Here is a 16,876-nt window from a genome sequence, read left to right as displayed (position 1 = left end):
TCGAGCAACATCGTCGTCTCCAGGTTGGGTGGTATTGCAACCTCAGTCTGGCCTCAGACTTGGTCGCTATCCACTCCCCATGGAATCTTCGTCGCAAGAGCTCCTCGCAATGCGCGGATGGAGCGAAGCGCCTTCACTCCGTCTGAAAATCCGCCGGCTGCGGTGCGGCCAGCGGGGTGAACTCGCAACGATCGGGCTTGATGTCGATCAGCGGCGTGTTGTCGATGCAATCGAGTCCACGCACCAGAATCGCATTGCCCTCGATGCCGACGAGCTTCACGATCGACGTGCCGATCGGATTGGGCCGGACCGGCGAGCGCAGCGAGAAGGCGCCCCGGGTCTTCTCGTTGTTCTTCGGGCTTTGCAGGACGATGTCGCGGCGCGACTGGTCGAGCCAGTAGAGCACTTCGAGATTGCTGTAAAAATCGACGCCCTTGATCGCCGGCACGAACGGTTCGAAGATCTCGAGCCGGCATATAGGGCCGTCATGCCGGCCTTGCCGCGGGGTCTCCAGCCGCGAGGTCCAGGGCGTGCGGATGCGGCCGATGAAGACGAGGCCTGCATCCTGCGTCGACGGCAGCTCGATGGAGACTTCGCCTTCGCGGAGCTCGTTTTCGCGAACCATATTTCCTATTCCCTGCTGTTCGCCGGCGGTTTTAGCCCAACCACCACGTACCGGCCAGCATGAAGACTTCGCCCGCGACCACGCCGGCGAAGATCGAGCGGCGGGTCAGCAGGAAGACGATGAGGCCGGCGCCGACCGCACCGTAGCGCAAGGCATCCGGCACGCTCGCAAGCGCCCCGGGCGGCTCGACCACGATCTGGGCGATGACGCCGGCCAGGATCGCGGTGGCGACCGCCCGTACCCAGACCAGAAGCTCGGAGCCCTCGTCGATGCCGCCGCCGAACCACAGGCCGAGCATGCGCCATATCTGGTTGGGAACAACGCCAGCGACGAACAGCACGGCGAGCGCGTGCCAGTCGCCGATGAGCTGTGCAAAGCTCATGCGCGCACCTCGCGCCACCAATGCACGCCATAGGCAATCGTGCCGGCCACGAGGCCGCTGACGAGGATGTCGAGGCCGGAGTTCATCTTCGCGGCCAGCGGATAGAGCAGAACCCCGAGCGCCAGCGCGACGCCGTCGGCGACCTCGCGGCTATTGCGTGCGGTCGAGAACAGGAAGGACAGCGGCGTCAGCAGCAGGATCGCGGCGCCCAGCGTCTGCGTCAGATTTGCAGCGAGGAAATAGCCGACCGTGTTGGCGGTGAGACACACCGAGACGAGACCGAAGCCAAGTCCGTTGACAAAGGCGATCCGGCGCTCACGCGGCACCTGCGGCAGGAAGCGATGGCATTCGACCCACAGTGTCACCGCGGTGAGATGCGCCGCGAAAAACAGCTCGCGCCGTTTTGTCGTCGGCGTGCGCATCAGCGGCAGCACCGAGACCACCATCGGAAACAGGCGGACGGCGCTGACCGTGACTGCGATCGCCGACTGGATGACGGTCGCGCCAGAGCCGAGCGTGGTGATCAGGATGATCTGCGCCGGTCCCGCCCAGACGAACAGCGTCGAGCAAAGCGCCCATAGCAGGCTGAAATGGCTATCGTGGGCGAGCGCACCAATGCCGAGATAGGTCGCGAACAGGACGAGGGTGAGGATCGTCTGCGTGATCGAGCGCAGTCCCCACGCAAAGGCGCGCCAGGGACTTTGCCATTGAGGTGAATCGAGCGGAGGAAGCGCCACGGGAGTCTTGGACGGATGAGGAATCGTGCCTGCATAACGGGCAATGCGGCGCCTCGCGTCAAGAAAGCGCGCGGCGGGGCTGGCATGCACGCTGGGACAGATGCCCCTACCCGCTCACGCCGCGGTTCTTCAGCACGAAGCACGCCCCGCCGGCCTTGCGGATGCGACCGCAGAGTTCATCCGCCTCGCTCCGCGTATCGGCGCCGATGCGCACCTGGTAGAACGCGCGCGTGCCGCGGCTGCGCATCACCGAGCTCAGCAGGCTCGGATCACGTTCGCCGATCACGTCGCTTAGCCGCGTGACCGCGCGGGAATACATCGCCAGCGCCCGGTTGCGGTCGAAGCCGGCGGCGAGCTGCACGCCCCAGATCTTTGCGGCCGCGAGCTCCACATGCTGCTCGAGCTCGGCGACGAAGGCATTTGGCGCGCGCTTCAGGAGCACCATCAGATCGCGGCAGCTCGTCGGCGGCGAGCTCGGCGGGCCCTTGCCGGTGCTGCCGGCCTTGGCCCATGCATCGACGCTCGTGCCGGTAATGGCGAAGACGTAGTTGCGCGTCTGGTCCGGCATCGGACCGGTGCCGGCGAGCCATTCCTGGACCCGGCGCGGGCCGGCATTGTAGGCGGCGGCCGCCAAGCCGAGATTGCCGAACTGATTGCGCAGCTCGTTCAGAAATTCCGCCGACTTCGGCAGCGCCTGCACCGGATTGAAGGGATTGAGCAGTCCTCGCTCGCTCGCGGTGCCCGGCATGAATTGCGCGATCCCCTGCGCGTGCTCGCCGCTGCGCGTCATCGGCCCCACCGCATCAGCCTGGAAGCGGCTCTCCTGCCAGATCACGCGGGCAAAGAACTCCAGCGGCAGATTGGCATCGCGCGCAGCGGCCTCGATAATCAGGCAGATCGACTCCCGCGTGTCACTCTCGCGCGCATCGCCGGACTTAGCCGGCGGCGTCGCGAGTTCCTCGACGCTGGGGACGGCGACGTCAGTCTTTGCAGGCGAGCTGTCCCATGCTGCGACCCGTGTCGCCGAGACAAGCAGTGTGGTGATGATGCACAACGCAATCTGCACCCATCTCGTGCAGGCATGGTGATGGCGCGCGCCGGCGCGGCGTGCAACAAGATGATCTGCCATGTTGTGGCATCGTGCCATGGTTCGACGAGTTGCCAATATATGCTGCCTGACCTGCTTTTCTCAATGCGATATCCCGCCAAACGGATCCGCGCGATCCTTGCCCTCGCCGCACTCATCCTGAGCGTCGCGCCAGCCGCCGCGCAGGTCAAATGGCGGATGACCACGGAATATCCTGAGAATAACATCTCCGGGATCGGGCTGACGACCTTCGCCAGCCGCATCTCCGAGCGCACCCACGGTTTCGTGACCGTGACCAACGCTTTCGACAACGAGCTCAAGATCAACTCAGGCGAGATGCCGCGCGCTGCGCTGGACGGCCGGATCGCGGGCGGCGATGCCTTCGCGGGCGCGCTCTCGGGCCTCGACCCTGTGCTCGGATTGTCCACCCTGCCCTTTCTCGTGCAATCGGTCGAAATCGCCCGCGCCAGCAATTTGCGGGCGCGCCCGCTCTATGAGAAGGCGCTCGCTGCGCGCGGCCTCAAGCTGCTCTATCTGACGATCTGGCCGGCCACGGGCCTCTGGTCGGAACGGTCGCTCGACAGTGCCGACGATCTGCCGAAACTGAACTTGCGGGCCTACGATGCCAATTCCAGCGAGGTCATGCGCGCGGCCGGCGCGAACGCGCAATTCCTGCCGATGGACGCAGCACTTGCCGGACTGAGGGAGCACCGGCTGAATGCCTTCCTCACCTCCGGCGACGGCGGCGCGGGGCGCAAACTGTGGGACTTCCTGCCGCATTTCACGGCCATCAACTACGCGATGCCGATCTCGATCGCCTTCGTCCGCAGCGACGCATTTGCCGAACTGTCCGAGCCGATGCAGCGCGAGGTGCTGGCTGCTGCGGCCGAGACGGAGCAAAGCCAGTTTGCGCTGCTCGCCCATCGCACATCCGAAAATTATACGCGCATGCGGGACAATGGCGTCCATATCGCCGAGCCGGCGCCTGCGTTCCTTGTCACGGAGCTGCGGAAGGCAGCAAAGGACGCGATCGCCGCCTGGGAAACCCAGGCAGGCGCGGAAGCGACCGCAATCGTTGAATGGGCGAGACAGCAATGAGGAAGCTGTAGCGGCATCTGCGATGAACGCTCCGCTGGTGTCGCTGCTTATCGCCCTAGGTTTTGACCGGAACCGGGAATTCGCCCCGGATGGCGCGGTCGAGGGCATCGATCAGCGCCTGGATCTCGATAAACTTGTTGCGCGCTCGCTCGGCCGTCTCGCGCACAAAGGGAGCGGCCAGCACTTTCGCATGCGCGTCCCTGTCCTCGATCATGCGATCACGGGCCTTCTGCAGAGTTTCAAGTCGCTCGCTCATCCGGCCTCTCCCAAAAAATTGTCTCGATCCTAGTCCGGAATCGCCGGTCGACGAGAACACGGCGAACAAGCAACCCTCAACAGCCGCGGCAGATGTTCTTCAGCTTCGCTGCGGTTTTGGCCTCTTCCGCAACGAACGGGTCCTTGTAGGCACTACGGGACGCATCGTTCTCCGCAGCAGCGGGCTTTTTCTCCTTCGGAGGAAATGCAGCATCGTAGCAGGCGAGACGTTCGCTCGTGCTTTCGATCGCGCGGCAGTCCGGTCCTGCCGCGACAGCGCCTTGCGACAGTGTGCCCAGCATCAACGCGACAAGAAGCGCTCTCCGGCGGATCCAGTCGACCAGACGAAATCCAGCCATACACGCTCCTGCTCAGTCGGCGGGAGCACTGGTGACCCTCAGTCACCGGTTGATGCCAATGGAAGGGCGGTGATGGCGCGACTCTACGCGTCCCTCCCGCGAATAGCGAGCTTTTAGGGATACGCAATATCAAGAAGGCGGATGTCGGCGTGACAATTGTTGCGCGTTGCCTTGGTCCGCGGCCTCGTTTAGGTCAAGCAATAGATGGCGGTATCAACCCAGGCGCGGCAACATGGTTACAATCTATTTCGATCTCGACGGCACGCTGACCAACCCAAAACCCGGGATCACACGCTCCATCCAGTACGCCCTGGAGCGGCTGAACGTGGCGGTGCCGAGCGAGGACGAGCTGACCTGGTGCATCGGCCCGCCGCTGCACGCCAGCCTGGAAAAGCTCACCGGCAGCGCGGAACTCGCCGACCGGGCGCTGCTGCTCTATCGCGAGCGCTTCAGCGATGTCGGCCTGTTCGAGAACGAGGCCTATGCCGGCATCATGGACACCCTGACAACGCTTGCCGCAACGACACCGCGCATGTTCGTGGCGACCAGCAAGCCCGCGGTCTACGCCATCCGCATCGTCGAGCATTTTGGACTAAAACCGTATTTCGAGCGCGTGTTCGGCTCCGAGCTCGACGGCACCCGCGTCGACAAGCGCGACCTGCTGCGCTACGCGCTCGACGAAGCCAAGGTCGATCCCGCCAGCGCGATCATGATCGGCGACCGCAGCCACGACGTGGTCGGCGCTCTCACCAATGGCATGACGGCGATCGGCGTGCTGTATGGCTATGGCAGCGAGGCCGAGCTGCGGGACGCCGGCGCGCATCACATATGCGCTGCGCATCCCGAGCTGCTCACTCACTGCGTGGCCTAAGTTCTAGGCACTGACGGTCTCCACCGCCGCCAGCATGCCGGTCTTGGCGTGGCAGTTCAGATATTCGAAGAACTGCTCGTCCGCCGCGGCCACAGTGACCTCGTGATAGAGCCGCAATTTTGCCGATGGCCCGAGCGTCGACAGATATTTCATCGCCGCGCCGAAGATCTTGACGTGGGTCGGATGCGATTCCGCCCACCGTTCCAGCGCAGCCAGGCTCTTCCACCAGCTTTGGCCGTAGGACTTTTCGCTCGCGTTCCCGTCGGCTGCAAGCACGCGCATGTAGCGGTTGGCGTAGCAGCCGATGCCAAGACCGTCATGGCGCAAGAAATCCATCCCCTCGCGCAACACCGGCTCGACGTCGTCGAGATAGAGCTTTCGCTCCGAGGTCTCGGTATCGCTCCAATCCTGTCCTGACCGGATCAGGCAGAGATTGTCGTGCGCCTTCACGCGCAGCCGCGCGCCGTCGCGGATCAGCTCGGGATTGCCGCCCGGCGACATCGGATCGGTCTGCGACAGCGGGATGCGGTCGCGCATGCCGCCCCAATAGGCGTGCTCCTGCACCTCGCCGCTCATGCCCTGCGCAATCACCGCAACGCCCTCGGGCCGGTCGAGCGAGGAGAACAGCGTCTCGTGCCGCGCCACCGTGGGGCGCAGCACCTCGATGAAGGTGCCGACGCTCTCGAGCCGCTTCCCGGTCCAGGCCTCGCGCGCCGGTCCGAACCAGGCGTCGAAGCGCGCGATGTTGTCCCAATAGGCCACTGAGACGACGTTCTCGTAGCCGGCCTGATCGACATATTGCGCGCGGTCCCAATGCGAGGGACCGTCTTCCGCCGCAAAGCGCTCCGCGATTTCGGCGAGCGCGTCCGTCGCGACCGCCGGCGCCGCGCCACGATATTGAACGCCGAAATAGGCCATCAACACGCGGCTCACGGCGGGCTTGTAGCGCGCCACGAAGGACGGATATGGCGGCTGGTAATCGTCCGGCACACGCTTGTTGCGCGTGCGCGGGGTCTCGAGATGCAGAGGAATTGCGGATTCCATGATCGTGTCCCTCCCTCGATCCCGACGATCAGCTCGCCGCCGCGGCAATGTCGGTGGGCTCGACGCTGTCGACCGGCAGCGCAAACTGCTCGACGCGCTGGTATCGCTTCTTGTTGAGCAGGAGCCGCGTCACGTCGGGCCGCGAATAGTGCCCGGCGGGATCAGCGGCGTTCTTGGCGACACCGATGGCGCCGAGATCGATTTCGGCGATCAACAGCCCTTCCTGGTCCGGCGCGAGCTTGTCGCCGATCTGGCTCCCGTCAGGGCCATAGATCGCAGCAAAGCCACCGCCGGCATGCAGCAGCGCGTGCTTGTCCGGCCGATCGCAGAGTTCGTCGATCATGGCTTGCGAGACCGTCGCGCAAGGCGCGAGCACGAAGCAGGATCCTTCCACCGCGTAGACGCGCGAAGCGGCGTTGTTGACCTCGGCGCCGAGCGCTGGCGCGAAAGGATCGTAGAGCGAAAAACTCGGCCAGGCCGCGACATGCACCTGCTCGTTCTGGGCATACATCGCATACTTCGACAGCGGCTGGAGATGCTCCCAGCAGCACAGCGCGCCGATACGGCCGATGTCGGGCCGCGCATGCACGGCGAGATCGCTGCCGTCGCCCTCGCCATAGACCGTGCGCTCGGCATGGGTCGGCCGCAGCTTGCGGCGCTTTGCGATGGTCTCGCCATCCGGCCCGATCAGCCATTGCGCCAGGTAAAGACTGCCGCCGTCACGCTCTGACAGGCCGAACACGGCGGTGAGCTTGGCCTTGCGTACAGCGTCGCGCAGCCGCTCGGACTGCGGGCTGTCGTAGGACAGCGAATTGTCGAAATAGCGCTGCACGAAGCCGCGACCGATCGCCCAAGCCGGCGAATCCATCCAGATGTGCCAGGGGTAGCCGGGGATGAAGGCCTCCGGAAAGGCGATCAGCTTGGCGCCCTTCTCGGCGGCGTCCCTGATCAGGGCGATCGATTTGTCGATCGAGGCATCGAGGTCGAGCCAGGCGGGCGCTGCCTGCACCACCGCGACCTTGTATTTCGGATGTTGGATGCCCATTCCCGCCTCCCTTGCCGGTTGATCGGAAGCTACGTCCGATGCAGTCTATTGGGCCAGAGCCGGACCAGGCCCGCTCGACCGCCCCGGCACGAAAACTCGACTGGAACGGCGGTACGGGATTTGCCTCGGTCAGGCGCGATCCGCGCAACATGCGATTTTACGGGATGTGAAAGGGAGGCTCTGCAGATGCCAATCCAGTTCACCACGGACGACAGCCCCGGCCACCGCCGGCTTGCGCTCTGGCAGGATATCGTCTGCGACGTCTTCGTCGGGCTCGACTGCAAGTCCGACCTTGGCAGCGCCTTTCGCGGCTCGGTCACCCGGGCGCCGCTGGGCAAGGCGGAATGCTCCGAGGTCTGTTCCGATCGTCAGCACGTGTTGCGCACGCCCTCTCGCATCGCGCGCTCGGATCAAGATTTCATCCTGATCGCGCTCGGCAATCGCGGCGCCGGCGGCGTGGTGCAGGACGGCCGCGAGGCCGTGGTGCATCCGGGAGAGTTTGCGCTCTACGACACCACCCGTCCCTACGAGCTGAAATTCGACGGCACGTTCACGCAGACCATCTTCAAGGTGCCGCGCGAGATGCTGCAGCGCCGGCTCGGCGCGACCGAAGCCCTTACCGCCAGCACTTTCGGACCGGACTCGCCGCTGCAAAGGATCGCCTACGATTTCATCTACCGTCTTTGCCAGAGCGCGGATCAGATCGATCCGCTCCACGCCGCTGCTCTGTCGGAACAGGCGGTCGACGTCCTGGCGATGGCGCTGGGTGAGCGGCTAGGCCAGACGCCGCTGCCGTCCTCGACCCATCGCTCCGCCCTGCTCTACCGGCTGAAAGCGCATATCCGGGCTTACCTTGCCGATCCCGACCTCTCGCTGTCCGAGACCGCAGCGGCGCTCGGCATCTCCTCCCGCTACGTCAACGATCTCCTCGCCGACGAGGACACCTCGTTCCAGCGCTACCTCCTCGGTGAGCGCGTCGCTCAATGCAGGCGCGACCTCGCCTCGCCCGTGCTCGCCCACCGCCACATCAGCGAGATCGCCTTTGCCTGGGGCTTCAACGACCTCTCCCATTTCGGTCGCGTCTTCCGCGAGCATTTCGGGATGTCGCCGCGCGACTTCAGACAGAGCCAATTGCGGCATTGACATCCGGGTAGCCATTCGCCGGAGCCTTCGCTTCAGGCGAAGGCAATGCTCGTGAATTCCAGATTGTCAGGTGCTGCCGCCGGGATCAGGCTAGCGCACATGAGGACTCACGCCAACACAAGCGGATCGGAGGTCTTGCTGGGCGTCATCGCGATCCGGCTCGCGGTGCTGGTCGTGGTGGGCTGGACCCTGACGCTCTTGCCGCGGCAGGCGCGCGCGAGAGTGACGCCGGCTGCCTTCCCTCACCTGTAACGTGGAGCGAGGCTCGGCTTCCGGCGACGACGACCGGCGCGCGCGTGACTGACGCAGCCTTCGACGACATGCGTCTGCACGACTAGGGCCGCTCCCAAGCAAGGCCGGTATGTGGGCGTGGAATAGGACACGGCGCCTGCTTGCACTACCATTCGGCACCAAGGCCGCACCGTTCAACCAGCGGCCAGCCGAGGAGCATATCGATGGAATACCGACGCTTGGGCCGCTCAGGCCTCATGGTGCCCGCCTTGAGTCTTGGGACCGGCACCTTCGGCGGCGTTGGCCGCCTCGCTGCGTGGGGCACGACTGACGCAGCCGAAGCGCGGCGCCTTCTGGATATCTGCCTCGATGCCGGAGTGTCGATGTTCGACACCGCGAACGTCTACTCGCTCGGCGAGTCCGAGCGCGTTCTCGGCGAGGCCATCAAAGGCCGCCGCGACAAGGTTTTGATCTCGACCAAGGCAACGTTCCGCTTCGGCGACGGCCCCAACGACATCGGATCGTCACGGCAACATCTGCTCGCGGCCATCGATGCTTCGCTGAGCCGGCTCGGCACCGATTACATCGACCTGTTCCAGCTTCACGGCTTCGACGCCTTCACCCTGCCTGAAGAGGTGCTTGCGACCCTCGATGGGCTCGTGCGCGCCGGCAAGATCCGCTACGTCGGCGTCTCGAACTTCTCCGGCTGGCACCTGATGAAGTCGCTTGGCGTCGCCGACAAGCACGGCTTTCCGCGCTATGTCGCCAACCAGACCTACTATTCACTGATCGGGCGCGACTACGAATGGGAGCTGATGCCGCTCGGCCTCGACCAGGGGCTCGGCGCCGTGGTCTGGTCGCCGCTCGGATGGGGACGCCTCACCGGAAAGATCCGCCGCGGCCAGCCAAAGCCTGACGTAAGCCGCCTGCCCAAGACGGCCGAGTTCGGCCCGCCGGTGCCGGACGAGCACGTCTATCGTGTCGTCGAGGCCATCGACGAGGTCGCGAAGGAAACGGGCAAGAGCGTCTCGCAGATCGCGTTGAACTGGCTGCTGCAGCGTCCGACAGTCTCGACGCTGATCATCGGCGCGCGCAACGAGACGCAGCTTCGCGAAAATCTCGGCGCGGTCGGATGGTCCTTGACCACGGATCAGATCGCAAAGCTCGATGCCGCGAGCAAGGTGACCCTGCCCTATCCGTACTGGCACCAGCGCACGACCTTCACCGACCGCAATCCGCCGCCGGTGTAGACACCTTCGGACACGCGAAATCGGCTGGCAGGCTGCGAAAGCCGTCCTGCCCAGGTCTCGCCGCCGGGAGACCCGCTCCCGGTGCAGGAACCGTCCGTCTTCAGCCGGGTTGCGATGCATCTCGCAATTTCCTATTCGGAGATGTATCACGGCTCGAATCAAGCGCGCCTCCACCATGTCGCCTGCCCCAATCGAGCATGCCGACGGCCTGCCGCAGCCGCAGCGCAACCAGGCGGTGCTGACGATTGCGCTCGGCATCATCATGGCGGTCGTCGACAGCGCCATCGCCAACGTCGCGCTGCCGACGATCGCGGCCGACCTCGACGCGAGCCCGGCCTTCTCGATCTGGATCGTCAACGGCTACCAGCTCGCGATCACGATCTCGCTGCTGCCATTGGCTTCGCTCGGCGAGATCGTCGGTTATCGCCGCGTCTATCTGGTGGGGCTGGTGCTGTTCACGCTCGCGTCGGCCTTCTGCGCGCTGGCGCACACGCTGCCGCTCCTCACGATTGCACGCATCGTGCAGGGGTTCGGCGCGGCCGGCATCATGAGCGTCAACGCGGCGCTGGTGCGCTTCACCTACCCGCGCAGCCAACTCGGCCGCGGCATCGGGCTCAACGCCCTCGTCGTCGCCTTCTCGGCCGCGGTCGGCCCGACGATCGCCGCCGGCATCCTCGCATTCGGGAGCTGGCCCTGGCTGTTCGCCATCAACGTCCCGCTCGGCGTGGCGACGCTCGTCCTCGGCCTGCGTAGCCTGCCTCACACCAAGGCTGCGAGCCACTCCTTCGACTGGCAAAGCGCAGGTCTTTCCGCGATCACCTTCGGCGTCGGCATCGCGGCCGTCGACAGCGTCGGTCATGGCGAGGCCGCCATCACCTGCCTCGTGCAGTTTGCCATCGCCATCGTCGCCGGCGCGCTGCTGATCTACCGCGAAACCCACGTGGCTTCGCCGCTGCTGCCGGTCGACCTGTTGCGCATCCCGGTGTTCGCGCTGTCAATTGCGACCTCGATCGCCTCGTTCTGCGGGCAGATGCTGGCCTTCGTTGCGATCCCGTTCTACCTCCAGAGCCGCTTCGGCTATTCGGCGGTGCATATGGGCCTCCTGATCACGCCATGGCCGATCGCTGTGGCGTTCGCGGCGCCGCTGGCCGGCCGCCTGGTCGAGCATTATCCGGCCGGCCTACTCGGCGGCATCGGGCTCACGCTGTTTGCGTGCGGCCTCGGCACGCTCGCCTTCCTGCCGGCGACGCCGACGCCGCTCGACGTGATCTGGCGGATGGCGCTCGCCGGTGCCGGCTTCGGCCTGTTCCAGACCCCCAACAACCGCACCATGATCGCCGCCGCTCCGCGCGAGCGCGCCGGCGGCGCGAGCGGCATGCTGGGCACCGCGCGGCTGCTCGGCCAGACCACTGGCGCGGCGCTGGTCGCGCTGTTCCTCGGTCGCTATCCGATCGAAGGAACCAGGATCGCACTGCTCACCGGCGTCGGCTTCGCGCTCTGCGGAGCCATGCTGAGCATGTTGCGGCTGTCGCCCGCGGGCGCGCGCGGTGCCGAGCATGTCCGCGTGCAGGACGATCAGCGTCTGCGCGGCGATTAGCGCGCCTCTCTCCGACTCAAAACGTCGCAGCGGGAGTCACCGGAGAGGCGCAAAAGGTGGTCGCGGGGCCTTCGAAGAGACCCAAGGCGAAACCGAGGGCCGAGCCCGCTCCTACCGCTGCGGCTGCGCCGCCAGCGGAAGAAAAGTAAGCTTCGTCTCTCACGAGGGCATCGGCGCCCCCTACCTAAGGAAGTGTGGCCCTCCAAATAAAAAGGCCGGCTCTTCAGCCGGCCTTTTCAATTCATTGCGCGCAGATCAGGCTTTGACCAGCGGACCCTTGGTCGGCCCTTTCGAACCGCCCGGCTTGGACTTGCCCGGCGGGCGTTTGCGGGCGCCCGGGAGCTTCTCCTGCTTCGGCGTAACCGGACCCTCGACGAACTCGAAGCCGATCTTGTCCTTGGTCTCGTCGGCCTCGTCCTTGACGAGGACGACGCGGACGTGGCCGCCGCCCTTCAGCTTGCCGAACAGCACCTCGTCTGCCAGCGGCTTCTTGATGTGCTCCTGGATCACGCGAGCCATGGGACGTGCGCCCATCTGCTCGTCGTAACCATGCTTCACCAGCCAGGTCTTGGCGGGTTCGGACAACTCGATGGTGACGTCGCGATCGCCGAGTTGCGCTTCGAGTTGAAGCACGAACTTCTCGACCACCGTGCCGATCACCTCGACGCTGAGATGGCTGAACGAGACGACGGCATCGAGACGGTTGCGGAATTCCGGCGCGAACTGCCGGTTGATCGCCTCGTGGTCGTCGCCTTCACGCTTCGAGCGCGTGAAGCCGAACGCCTGCTTGGCGAGATCGGACGCGCCGGCATTCGTGGTCATGATCAGGATCACGTTGCGGAAGTTGACCTGCTTGCCGTTGTGGTCCGTGAGCCGGCCGTGGTCCATGATCTGGAGCAGCACATTGTAGAGATCAGGATGCGCCTTCTCGATTTCGTCGAGCAGCACCACGCAATGCGGATGCTGGTCGACGCCGTCGGTAAGCAGGCCACCCTGGTCGAACCCGACATAGCCGGGAGGCGCGCCGATCAGGCGCGACACGGTGTGTCGCTCCATGTATTCGGACATGTCGAAGCGCAGCAGCTCGACGCCGAGTGACGCCGCGAGTTGCTTTGCGACCTCGGTCTTGCCGACGCCGGTGGGGCCCGAGAACAAATAGCAGCCGATCGGCTTCTCCGGCTCGCGCAGGCCGGCACGCGCCAGCTTGATCGAAGCGGCGAGCGACTCGATCGCCTTGTCCTGACCGAACACGGTGCGCTTCAGGGTCTGCTCGAGGTGCTTGAGCACCTCGGCGTCGTCCTTTGACACGCTCTTCGGCGGGATCCGCGCCATCGAGGCGATCGTGGTCTCGATCTCCTTGATGCCGATGGTCTTCTTGCGCTTGTTCTCGGCGACCAGCATCTGCGCCGCACCGGATTCGTCGATCACGTCGATCGCCTTGTCCGGCAGCTTGCGGTCGTGGATGTAGCGCGAGGAGAGCTGCACCGCGGCCTCGATCGCCTCATTGGTGTATTTCAGCCGGTGGTAGTCCTCGAAGTAAGGCTTTAGCCCCTTGAGGATCGCGATCGCGTCCTCGACCGTCGGCTCGTTGATGTCGATCTTCTGGAAGCGCCGCACCAGGGCACGGTCCTTCTCGAAGTGCTGGCGATATTCCTTGTAGGTGGTCGAGCCCATGCAGCGGATGGTGCCCGAGGCAAGCGCCGGCTTGAGCAGGTTCGAGGCGTCCATCGCTCCGCCCGACGTCGCGCCCGCACCAATCACGGTGTGGATCTCGTCGATGAACAGGATGGCGTTGGGATGCGCCTCGAGCTCCTTCAGCACCTGCTTCAGGCGCTCTTCGAAGTCGCCGCGATAACGCGTGCCGGCAAGCAGCGTGCCCATGTCGAGCGAGAACACGGTCGCAGCGGCCAGAACTTCCGGCACCTCGCTGTCGACGATGCGCTTGGCAAGGCCTTCCGCGATCGCGGTCTTGCCGACACCGGCCTCGCCCACGAACAGCGGATTGTTCTTCTGCCGGCGGCACAGCACCTGGATCGCGCGGTTGATCTCGGAATTGCGTCCGATCACCGGATCGATCTTGCCGTCGCGCGCCTTCTTGTTGAGGTTGACGCAATAGGTCTCGAGCGCCTCGCCCTTCTTCTTGGCGTCGTCGCTGCCCTTGGTCTCGGTCTCCTCGTCGACACCGCGCACGGGGCGCGCCTCGGAGACGCCCGGCCGCTTGGCGATGCCGTGGCTGATGTAGTTGACGGCGTCGTAGCGCGTCATGTCCTGCTCCTGCAGGAAATACGCGGCATGACTCTCGCGCTCGGCGAAGATCGCGATCAGCACGTTGGCGCCGGTCACCTCTTCGCGGCCGGACGACTGCACGTGGATCACCGCGCGCTGGATCACGCGCTGGAAGCCGGCAGTCGGCTTGGCGTCGTCGGCGCCGTCCGTCACCAGATTCTCGAATTCGGTCTCAAGATAATTGACGAGGCTCGTGCGGAGCTTGTCGAGGTCGACGCTACAGGCGCGCATGACGGCGGCTGCATCGGAGTCGTCGATCAGGGAGAGCAAAAGATGCTCGAGCGTCGCGTATTGGTGATGACGCTCGTTTGCGATCGCCAGTGCACGATGCAGGGATTGTTCAAGGCTTTGGGAAAAAGTCGGCATTCGCGTCCTCTATGGCCCCCACCATCATGATCGTCATCGACCGGTCAGGCAACAACAACCTTTGTCACATATAGGTATATAAGATCGCGGCGAAAGGCCGGTTCCGCGACTCAGGCGGCTGCACAGCTGCGGTACTTTTTGATGCAAAACCCGTTCCGGTTCGGGCGCGATCGGCGCCGGTGCAGAATTCCGTAGTTTTGCCCGCAACGAACATCGCGCGCAGACCTCACGCGACGATCACACTGCGACATGCACAAGAGCCGGCCTCGAACGCGCCGTAGGTGTCTTACTTCTTTTCCATCACGCATTGCAGCGGATGCTGGTGCTTGCGGGCGAAATCCATCACCTGCGTCACCTTGGTCTCGGCGATCTCGTAAGTGAACACGCCGCACTCCCCGATCCCATGATGATGGACGTGCAGCATGATCTTGGTCGCGGCCTCGGCATCCTTCTGGAAGAATTTCTCCAGCACGTGAACGACGAATTCCATCGGCGTGTAATCGTCGTTCAGGATCAGCACGCGGTACAGGTTCGGCCGCTTGGTCTTGGGTTTGACCTTGGTGATGACGGACGTGTTTGGCGCGGAGGGACCGCCGGGACGGTTCTCGTCGTTGCTCATCCGGGGAGCGTGGGCGGCGGCGGACAATTCTGGTCTGGAAGACAATTGCGGCATGGCTCAGGCGTTCAAATTCCCCACGGAAGCGTATGACGGTTCACCGCGCAGCCCCGTCTTCGGAGCTTCGCGCAGGCGCGCCGCCTTGTTGGATCGCCGCTTTCAACCGATCCGGTCCAAACCAGATCGGCTTCAGCGAATATGGGCCTGCCCCCGGCTCGCCGCAAGCATGCGACGGATCGGCCGATGCGGCCGCGGCGGCCCCGATTCTCGGTCGGAGCGATCCTCGGCAAGGTTAATCAATCCGGACCGATTTGACAAAAACTTCCGCCCGCCCGTTTAGAAGATGTTGACCAGGAACCCGGCCGTTGACGCCGCTGCGACGGTTTCGCGCGGGATACTTCGGTTTTCTACGGTTGAATTTACCGGGCGTTCAATGGCGTGGCGCGAAAACCGGCAAAGTCAAAGATTTTCGGGGATCGCCATGTCTCGCCTGCCCCACGTCAGCCGTATCGGTCGACAGCTCGCCCGGTTCGGAGCGGCCGAACAAGGCAATATCGCCGTGATCTTCGCCATCGCGCTGCTCCCGGTTTTGACCTTCGTCGGAGCTGCGGTCGATTACAGCCGCGCGGTCCAGGCCCGTTCCGCGATGCAGTCGGCCCTCGATTCCACTGCGCTGATGGTCTCCAAGGATCTGTCGTCCGGCACCATCACGACGTCGCAAATCAGCACCAAGGCGCAGGACTATTTCAAGGCCCTGTTCACCGCCACCAACACCCTGCCGTCAGTCACCGTCGCGGCCACTTACACCGCGAGCACCAGCATGGGCTCCACGATCCAGGTCACCGGCACCGGCAGTTACACGACCACCTTCATGAAGGTCGCCGGCTTCCCGACGCTCGACGTCGGCGCCAATTCTACCAGCGCCTGGGGCCTGGTGCGCATGCGTGTGGCCTTGGTGCTCGACAACACCGGTTCGATGGCGCAGGACGGCAAGATGGCGGCGATGCAGACCGCCGCGAAGAGCCTGGTCGATCAGCTCAGCGCGCTCGCCAAGACCAGCGGCGACGTCTACATCTCGGTCGTTCCGTTTGCCAAGGACGTCAACGTCGGCAACAGCAATTCCAGCAAGTACTGGATTGATTTCAGCGATTGGGACGCGGCGAACGGCAGCTGGAGCTGCACGTCAGGCAGCAACAACAACTGCAACAATTGGAAGTGGACACCGGCCAACCATAATGCCTGGACAGGGTGCGTGGTCGACCGCGACCAGGATTACGACATCAAGAACACGACGCCCACGAGCGGCAATGTGGGGACGCTGTTCCCGGCCGAACAATACTCCTACTGCAACACAGGCAGTTCGTCCTATCTGCAGCCGATCATGCCGCTGAGCTACGACTGGAGCTCGCTCAAGGGCCGGATCGACGACATGAAGCCCACCGGTAACACCAACCAGGGCATTGGCCTTGCCTGGGGCTGGATGACGCTGTCGACCGGCGATCCCATGAACGCGCCGGCCAAGGACACCAACTACACCTACAAGGACGCGATCGTGATCCTTTCCGACGGTCTGAACACGCAGAACCGCTGGTACAGCAGCGCTTCGCAGATCGACACGCGGCAGAAGAAGCTGTGCGACAATGCCAAGGCTCAGCCCAGCAACATCACGATCTATACGGTGCAGGTGAACACCGGCAGCGACCCGACCTCCAGCGTGCTGCAATATTGCGCGAGCGGCACCGACAAGTTCTATCTGGTAACGAAGGCAGATCAGACCGTCTCGGTGTTCAAGGACATCGGTACGTCGCTGTCGAAGCTGCGCGTGGCGCGCTAAGACCGACCCGCCGCGACACAAAAAAGCCCGGCTGCTTCAGCCGGGCTTTT

Annotated in this window: 17 protein-coding genes; 7 read left to right on the top strand and 10 right to left on the bottom strand. The window is 64.4% G+C overall.

Annotation, left to right across the window (positions count from 1 at the left end; all coding sequences use genetic code 11):
• Positions 1–133: 133 nt before the first annotated feature.
• The 4 genes from tsaA to ABIB06_RS26385 all read right to left on the bottom strand — a co-directional run bounded on the left by tsaA (position 134) and on the right by ABIB06_RS26385 (position 2,891).
• Complete coding sequence (gene tsaA / locus ABIB06_RS26400; RefSeq protein WP_354053404.1) at positions 134–625, bottom strand: tRNA (N6-threonylcarbamoyladenosine(37)-N6)-methyltransferase TrmO; 492 nt, start codon at positions 623–625, stop codon at positions 134–136.
• Between the two features lie 31 nt (positions 626–656).
• Entirely contained in the window at positions 657–1,007 is a 351-nt protein-coding gene (locus tag ABIB06_RS26395; protein WP_247340677.1) for an AzlD domain-containing protein, read from the bottom strand.
• A complete protein-coding gene (locus tag ABIB06_RS26390) occupies positions 1,004–1,744 on the bottom strand; it encodes an AzlC family ABC transporter permease (RefSeq protein ID WP_247444333.1) in 741 nt (246 codons plus the stop codon). The genes ABIB06_RS26395 and ABIB06_RS26390 overlap by 4 nt, the downstream gene beginning before the upstream one ends.
• Positions 1,745–1,850: 106 nt before the next feature.
• Positions 1,851–2,891 (bottom strand): transglycosylase SLT domain-containing protein, encoded by a 1,041-nt coding sequence (locus ABIB06_RS26385; RefSeq protein ID WP_354069353.1) that lies wholly within the window; start codon positions 2,889–2,891, stop codon positions 1,851–1,853.
• 21 nt (positions 2,892–2,912) lie between these two features.
• Here ABIB06_RS26385 and ABIB06_RS26380 point away from each other — a divergent pair, with 21 nt between their 5' ends.
• Positions 2,913–3,929 (top strand): TRAP transporter substrate-binding protein, encoded by a 1,017-nt coding sequence (locus ABIB06_RS26380; RefSeq protein ID WP_354053406.1) that lies wholly within the window; start codon positions 2,913–2,915, stop codon positions 3,927–3,929.
• Positions 3,930–3,984: 55 nt separating this feature from the next.
• On the opposite strand, the gene ABIB06_RS26375 is transcribed toward ABIB06_RS26380, so the two are convergent.
• Positions 3,985–4,185 (bottom strand): hypothetical protein, encoded by a 201-nt coding sequence (locus ABIB06_RS26375; protein WP_345946877.1) that lies wholly within the window; start codon positions 4,183–4,185, stop codon positions 3,985–3,987.
• 76 nt (positions 4,186–4,261) lie between these two features.
• Entirely contained in the window at positions 4,262–4,543 is a 282-nt protein-coding gene (locus ABIB06_RS26370; RefSeq protein ID WP_247444336.1) for a type VI secretion system-associated protein TagO, read from the bottom strand.
• Positions 4,544–4,775: 232 nt separating this feature from the next.
• Between ABIB06_RS26370 and ABIB06_RS26365 the strand changes: the two genes are divergently transcribed.
• Positions 4,776–5,414, top strand: coding sequence for an HAD family hydrolase (locus tag ABIB06_RS26365; RefSeq protein ID WP_247444337.1), 639 nt, complete (start codon positions 4,776–4,778; stop codon positions 5,412–5,414).
• 3 nt (positions 5,415–5,417) lie between these two features.
• Here ABIB06_RS26365 and ABIB06_RS26360 read toward each other — a convergent pair whose 3' ends face one another.
• Positions 5,418–6,458, bottom strand: a complete 1,041-nt coding sequence (locus ABIB06_RS26360; protein ID WP_354053057.1) for a phenylacetaldoxime dehydratase family protein — start codon at positions 6,456–6,458, stop codon at positions 5,418–5,420.
• A 28-nt stretch (positions 6,459–6,486) separates the two neighbouring features.
• Entirely contained in the window at positions 6,487–7,503 is a 1,017-nt protein-coding gene (locus ABIB06_RS26355; protein ID WP_354053058.1) for a carbon-nitrogen hydrolase family protein, read from the bottom strand.
• A gap of 186 nt (positions 7,504–7,689) precedes the next feature.
• Between ABIB06_RS26355 and ABIB06_RS26350 the strand changes: the two genes are divergently transcribed.
• From ABIB06_RS26350 to ABIB06_RS26335, 4 genes are all read left to right on the top strand, one after another.
• Positions 7,690–8,646, top strand: coding sequence for an AraC-like ligand-binding domain-containing protein (locus tag ABIB06_RS26350; RefSeq protein ID WP_354053059.1), 957 nt, complete (start codon positions 7,690–7,692; stop codon positions 8,644–8,646).
• Between the two features lie 99 nt (positions 8,647–8,745).
• The gene (locus tag ABIB06_RS26345) at positions 8,746–8,898 is read left to right on the top strand and encodes a hypothetical protein (RefSeq protein WP_354069351.1); all 153 of its coding nucleotides are present in this window, start codon (positions 8,746–8,748) and stop codon (positions 8,896–8,898) included.
• A gap of 203 nt (positions 8,899–9,101) precedes the next feature.
• Positions 9,102–10,127 (top strand): aldo/keto reductase, encoded by a 1,026-nt coding sequence (locus ABIB06_RS26340; RefSeq protein ID WP_354053061.1) that lies wholly within the window; start codon positions 9,102–9,104, stop codon positions 10,125–10,127.
• A 175-nt stretch (positions 10,128–10,302) separates the two neighbouring features.
• Complete coding sequence (locus ABIB06_RS26335; protein ID WP_354053062.1) at positions 10,303–11,724, top strand: MFS transporter; 1,422 nt, start codon at positions 10,303–10,305, stop codon at positions 11,722–11,724.
• 255 nt (positions 11,725–11,979) lie between these two features.
• Here ABIB06_RS26335 and clpA read toward each other — a convergent pair whose 3' ends face one another.
• Together clpA and clpS are read right to left on the bottom strand one after the other, a co-directional pair.
• Positions 11,980–14,376, bottom strand: coding sequence for an ATP-dependent Clp protease ATP-binding subunit ClpA (gene clpA, locus ABIB06_RS26330; RefSeq protein ID WP_247444344.1), 2,397 nt, complete (start codon positions 14,374–14,376; stop codon positions 11,980–11,982).
• A gap of 286 nt (positions 14,377–14,662) precedes the next feature.
• Positions 14,663–14,995, bottom strand: a complete 333-nt coding sequence (clpS, locus tag ABIB06_RS26325; RefSeq protein ID WP_247340690.1) for an ATP-dependent Clp protease adapter ClpS — start codon at positions 14,993–14,995, stop codon at positions 14,663–14,665.
• 478 nt (positions 14,996–15,473) lie between these two features.
• Between clpS and ABIB06_RS26320 the strand changes: the two genes are divergently transcribed.
• The gene (locus tag ABIB06_RS26320; protein ID WP_247444345.1) at positions 15,474–16,826 is read left to right on the top strand and encodes a TadE/TadG family type IV pilus assembly protein; all 1,353 of its coding nucleotides are present in this window, start codon (positions 15,474–15,476) and stop codon (positions 16,824–16,826) included.
• Positions 16,827–16,876 lie beyond the last annotated feature (50 nt).

This window comes from Bradyrhizobium sp. LB8.2 (genome assembly GCF_040548035.1).
In the GTDB taxonomy this organism is placed as follows: domain Bacteria; phylum Pseudomonadota; class Alphaproteobacteria; order Rhizobiales; family Xanthobacteraceae; genus Bradyrhizobium.
Note: the sequence above shows the minus strand (reverse complement) of the source record. Positions and strands in the feature narration are given on the sequence as shown.

What these genes read in the sequence shown, in the direction of transcription:
- tsaA (WP_354053404.1), bottom strand. Translation starts at nt 625, where the DNA reads ATGGTTCGCGAAAACGAGCTCCGCGAAGGCGAAGTCTCCATCGAGCTG.
- ABIB06_RS26395 (WP_247340677.1), bottom strand. Translation starts at nt 1,007, where the DNA reads ATGAGCTTTGCACAGCTCATCGGCGACTGGCACGCGCTCGCCGTGCTG.
- ABIB06_RS26385 (WP_354069353.1), bottom strand. Translation starts at nt 2,891, where the DNA reads ATGGCACGATGCCACAACATGGCAGATCATCTTGTTGCACGCCGCGCC.
- ABIB06_RS26380 (WP_354053406.1), top strand. Translation starts at nt 2,913, where the DNA reads ATGCTGCCTGACCTGCTTTTCTCAATGCGATATCCCGCCAAACGGATC.
- ABIB06_RS26375 (WP_345946877.1), bottom strand. Translation starts at nt 4,185, where the DNA reads ATGAGCGAGCGACTTGAAACTCTGCAGAAGGCCCGTGATCGCATGATC.
- ABIB06_RS26370 (WP_247444336.1), bottom strand. Translation starts at nt 4,543, where the DNA reads ATGGCTGGATTTCGTCTGGTCGACTGGATCCGCCGGAGAGCGCTTCTT.
- ABIB06_RS26365 (WP_247444337.1), top strand. Translation starts at nt 4,776, where the DNA reads ATGGTTACAATCTATTTCGATCTCGACGGCACGCTGACCAACCCAAAA.
- ABIB06_RS26360 (WP_354053057.1), bottom strand. Translation starts at nt 6,458, where the DNA reads ATGGAATCCGCAATTCCTCTGCATCTCGAGACCCCGCGCACGCGCAAC.
- ABIB06_RS26355 (WP_354053058.1), bottom strand. Translation starts at nt 7,503, where the DNA reads ATGGGCATCCAACATCCGAAATACAAGGTCGCGGTGGTGCAGGCAGCG.
- ABIB06_RS26350 (WP_354053059.1), top strand. Translation starts at nt 7,690, where the DNA reads ATGCCAATCCAGTTCACCACGGACGACAGCCCCGGCCACCGCCGGCTT.
- ABIB06_RS26345 (WP_354069351.1), top strand. Translation starts at nt 8,746, where the DNA reads ATGAGGACTCACGCCAACACAAGCGGATCGGAGGTCTTGCTGGGCGTC.
- ABIB06_RS26340 (WP_354053061.1), top strand. Translation starts at nt 9,102, where the DNA reads ATGGAATACCGACGCTTGGGCCGCTCAGGCCTCATGGTGCCCGCCTTG.
- ABIB06_RS26335 (WP_354053062.1), top strand. Translation starts at nt 10,303, where the DNA reads ATGTCGCCTGCCCCAATCGAGCATGCCGACGGCCTGCCGCAGCCGCAG.
- clpA (WP_247444344.1), bottom strand. Translation starts at nt 14,376, where the DNA reads ATGCCGACTTTTTCCCAAAGCCTTGAACAATCCCTGCATCGTGCACTG.
- clpS (WP_247340690.1), bottom strand. Translation starts at nt 14,995, where the DNA reads ATGAGCAACGACGAGAACCGTCCCGGCGGTCCCTCCGCGCCAAACACG.
- ABIB06_RS26320 (WP_247444345.1), top strand. Translation starts at nt 15,474, where the DNA reads ATGTCTCGCCTGCCCCACGTCAGCCGTATCGGTCGACAGCTCGCCCGG.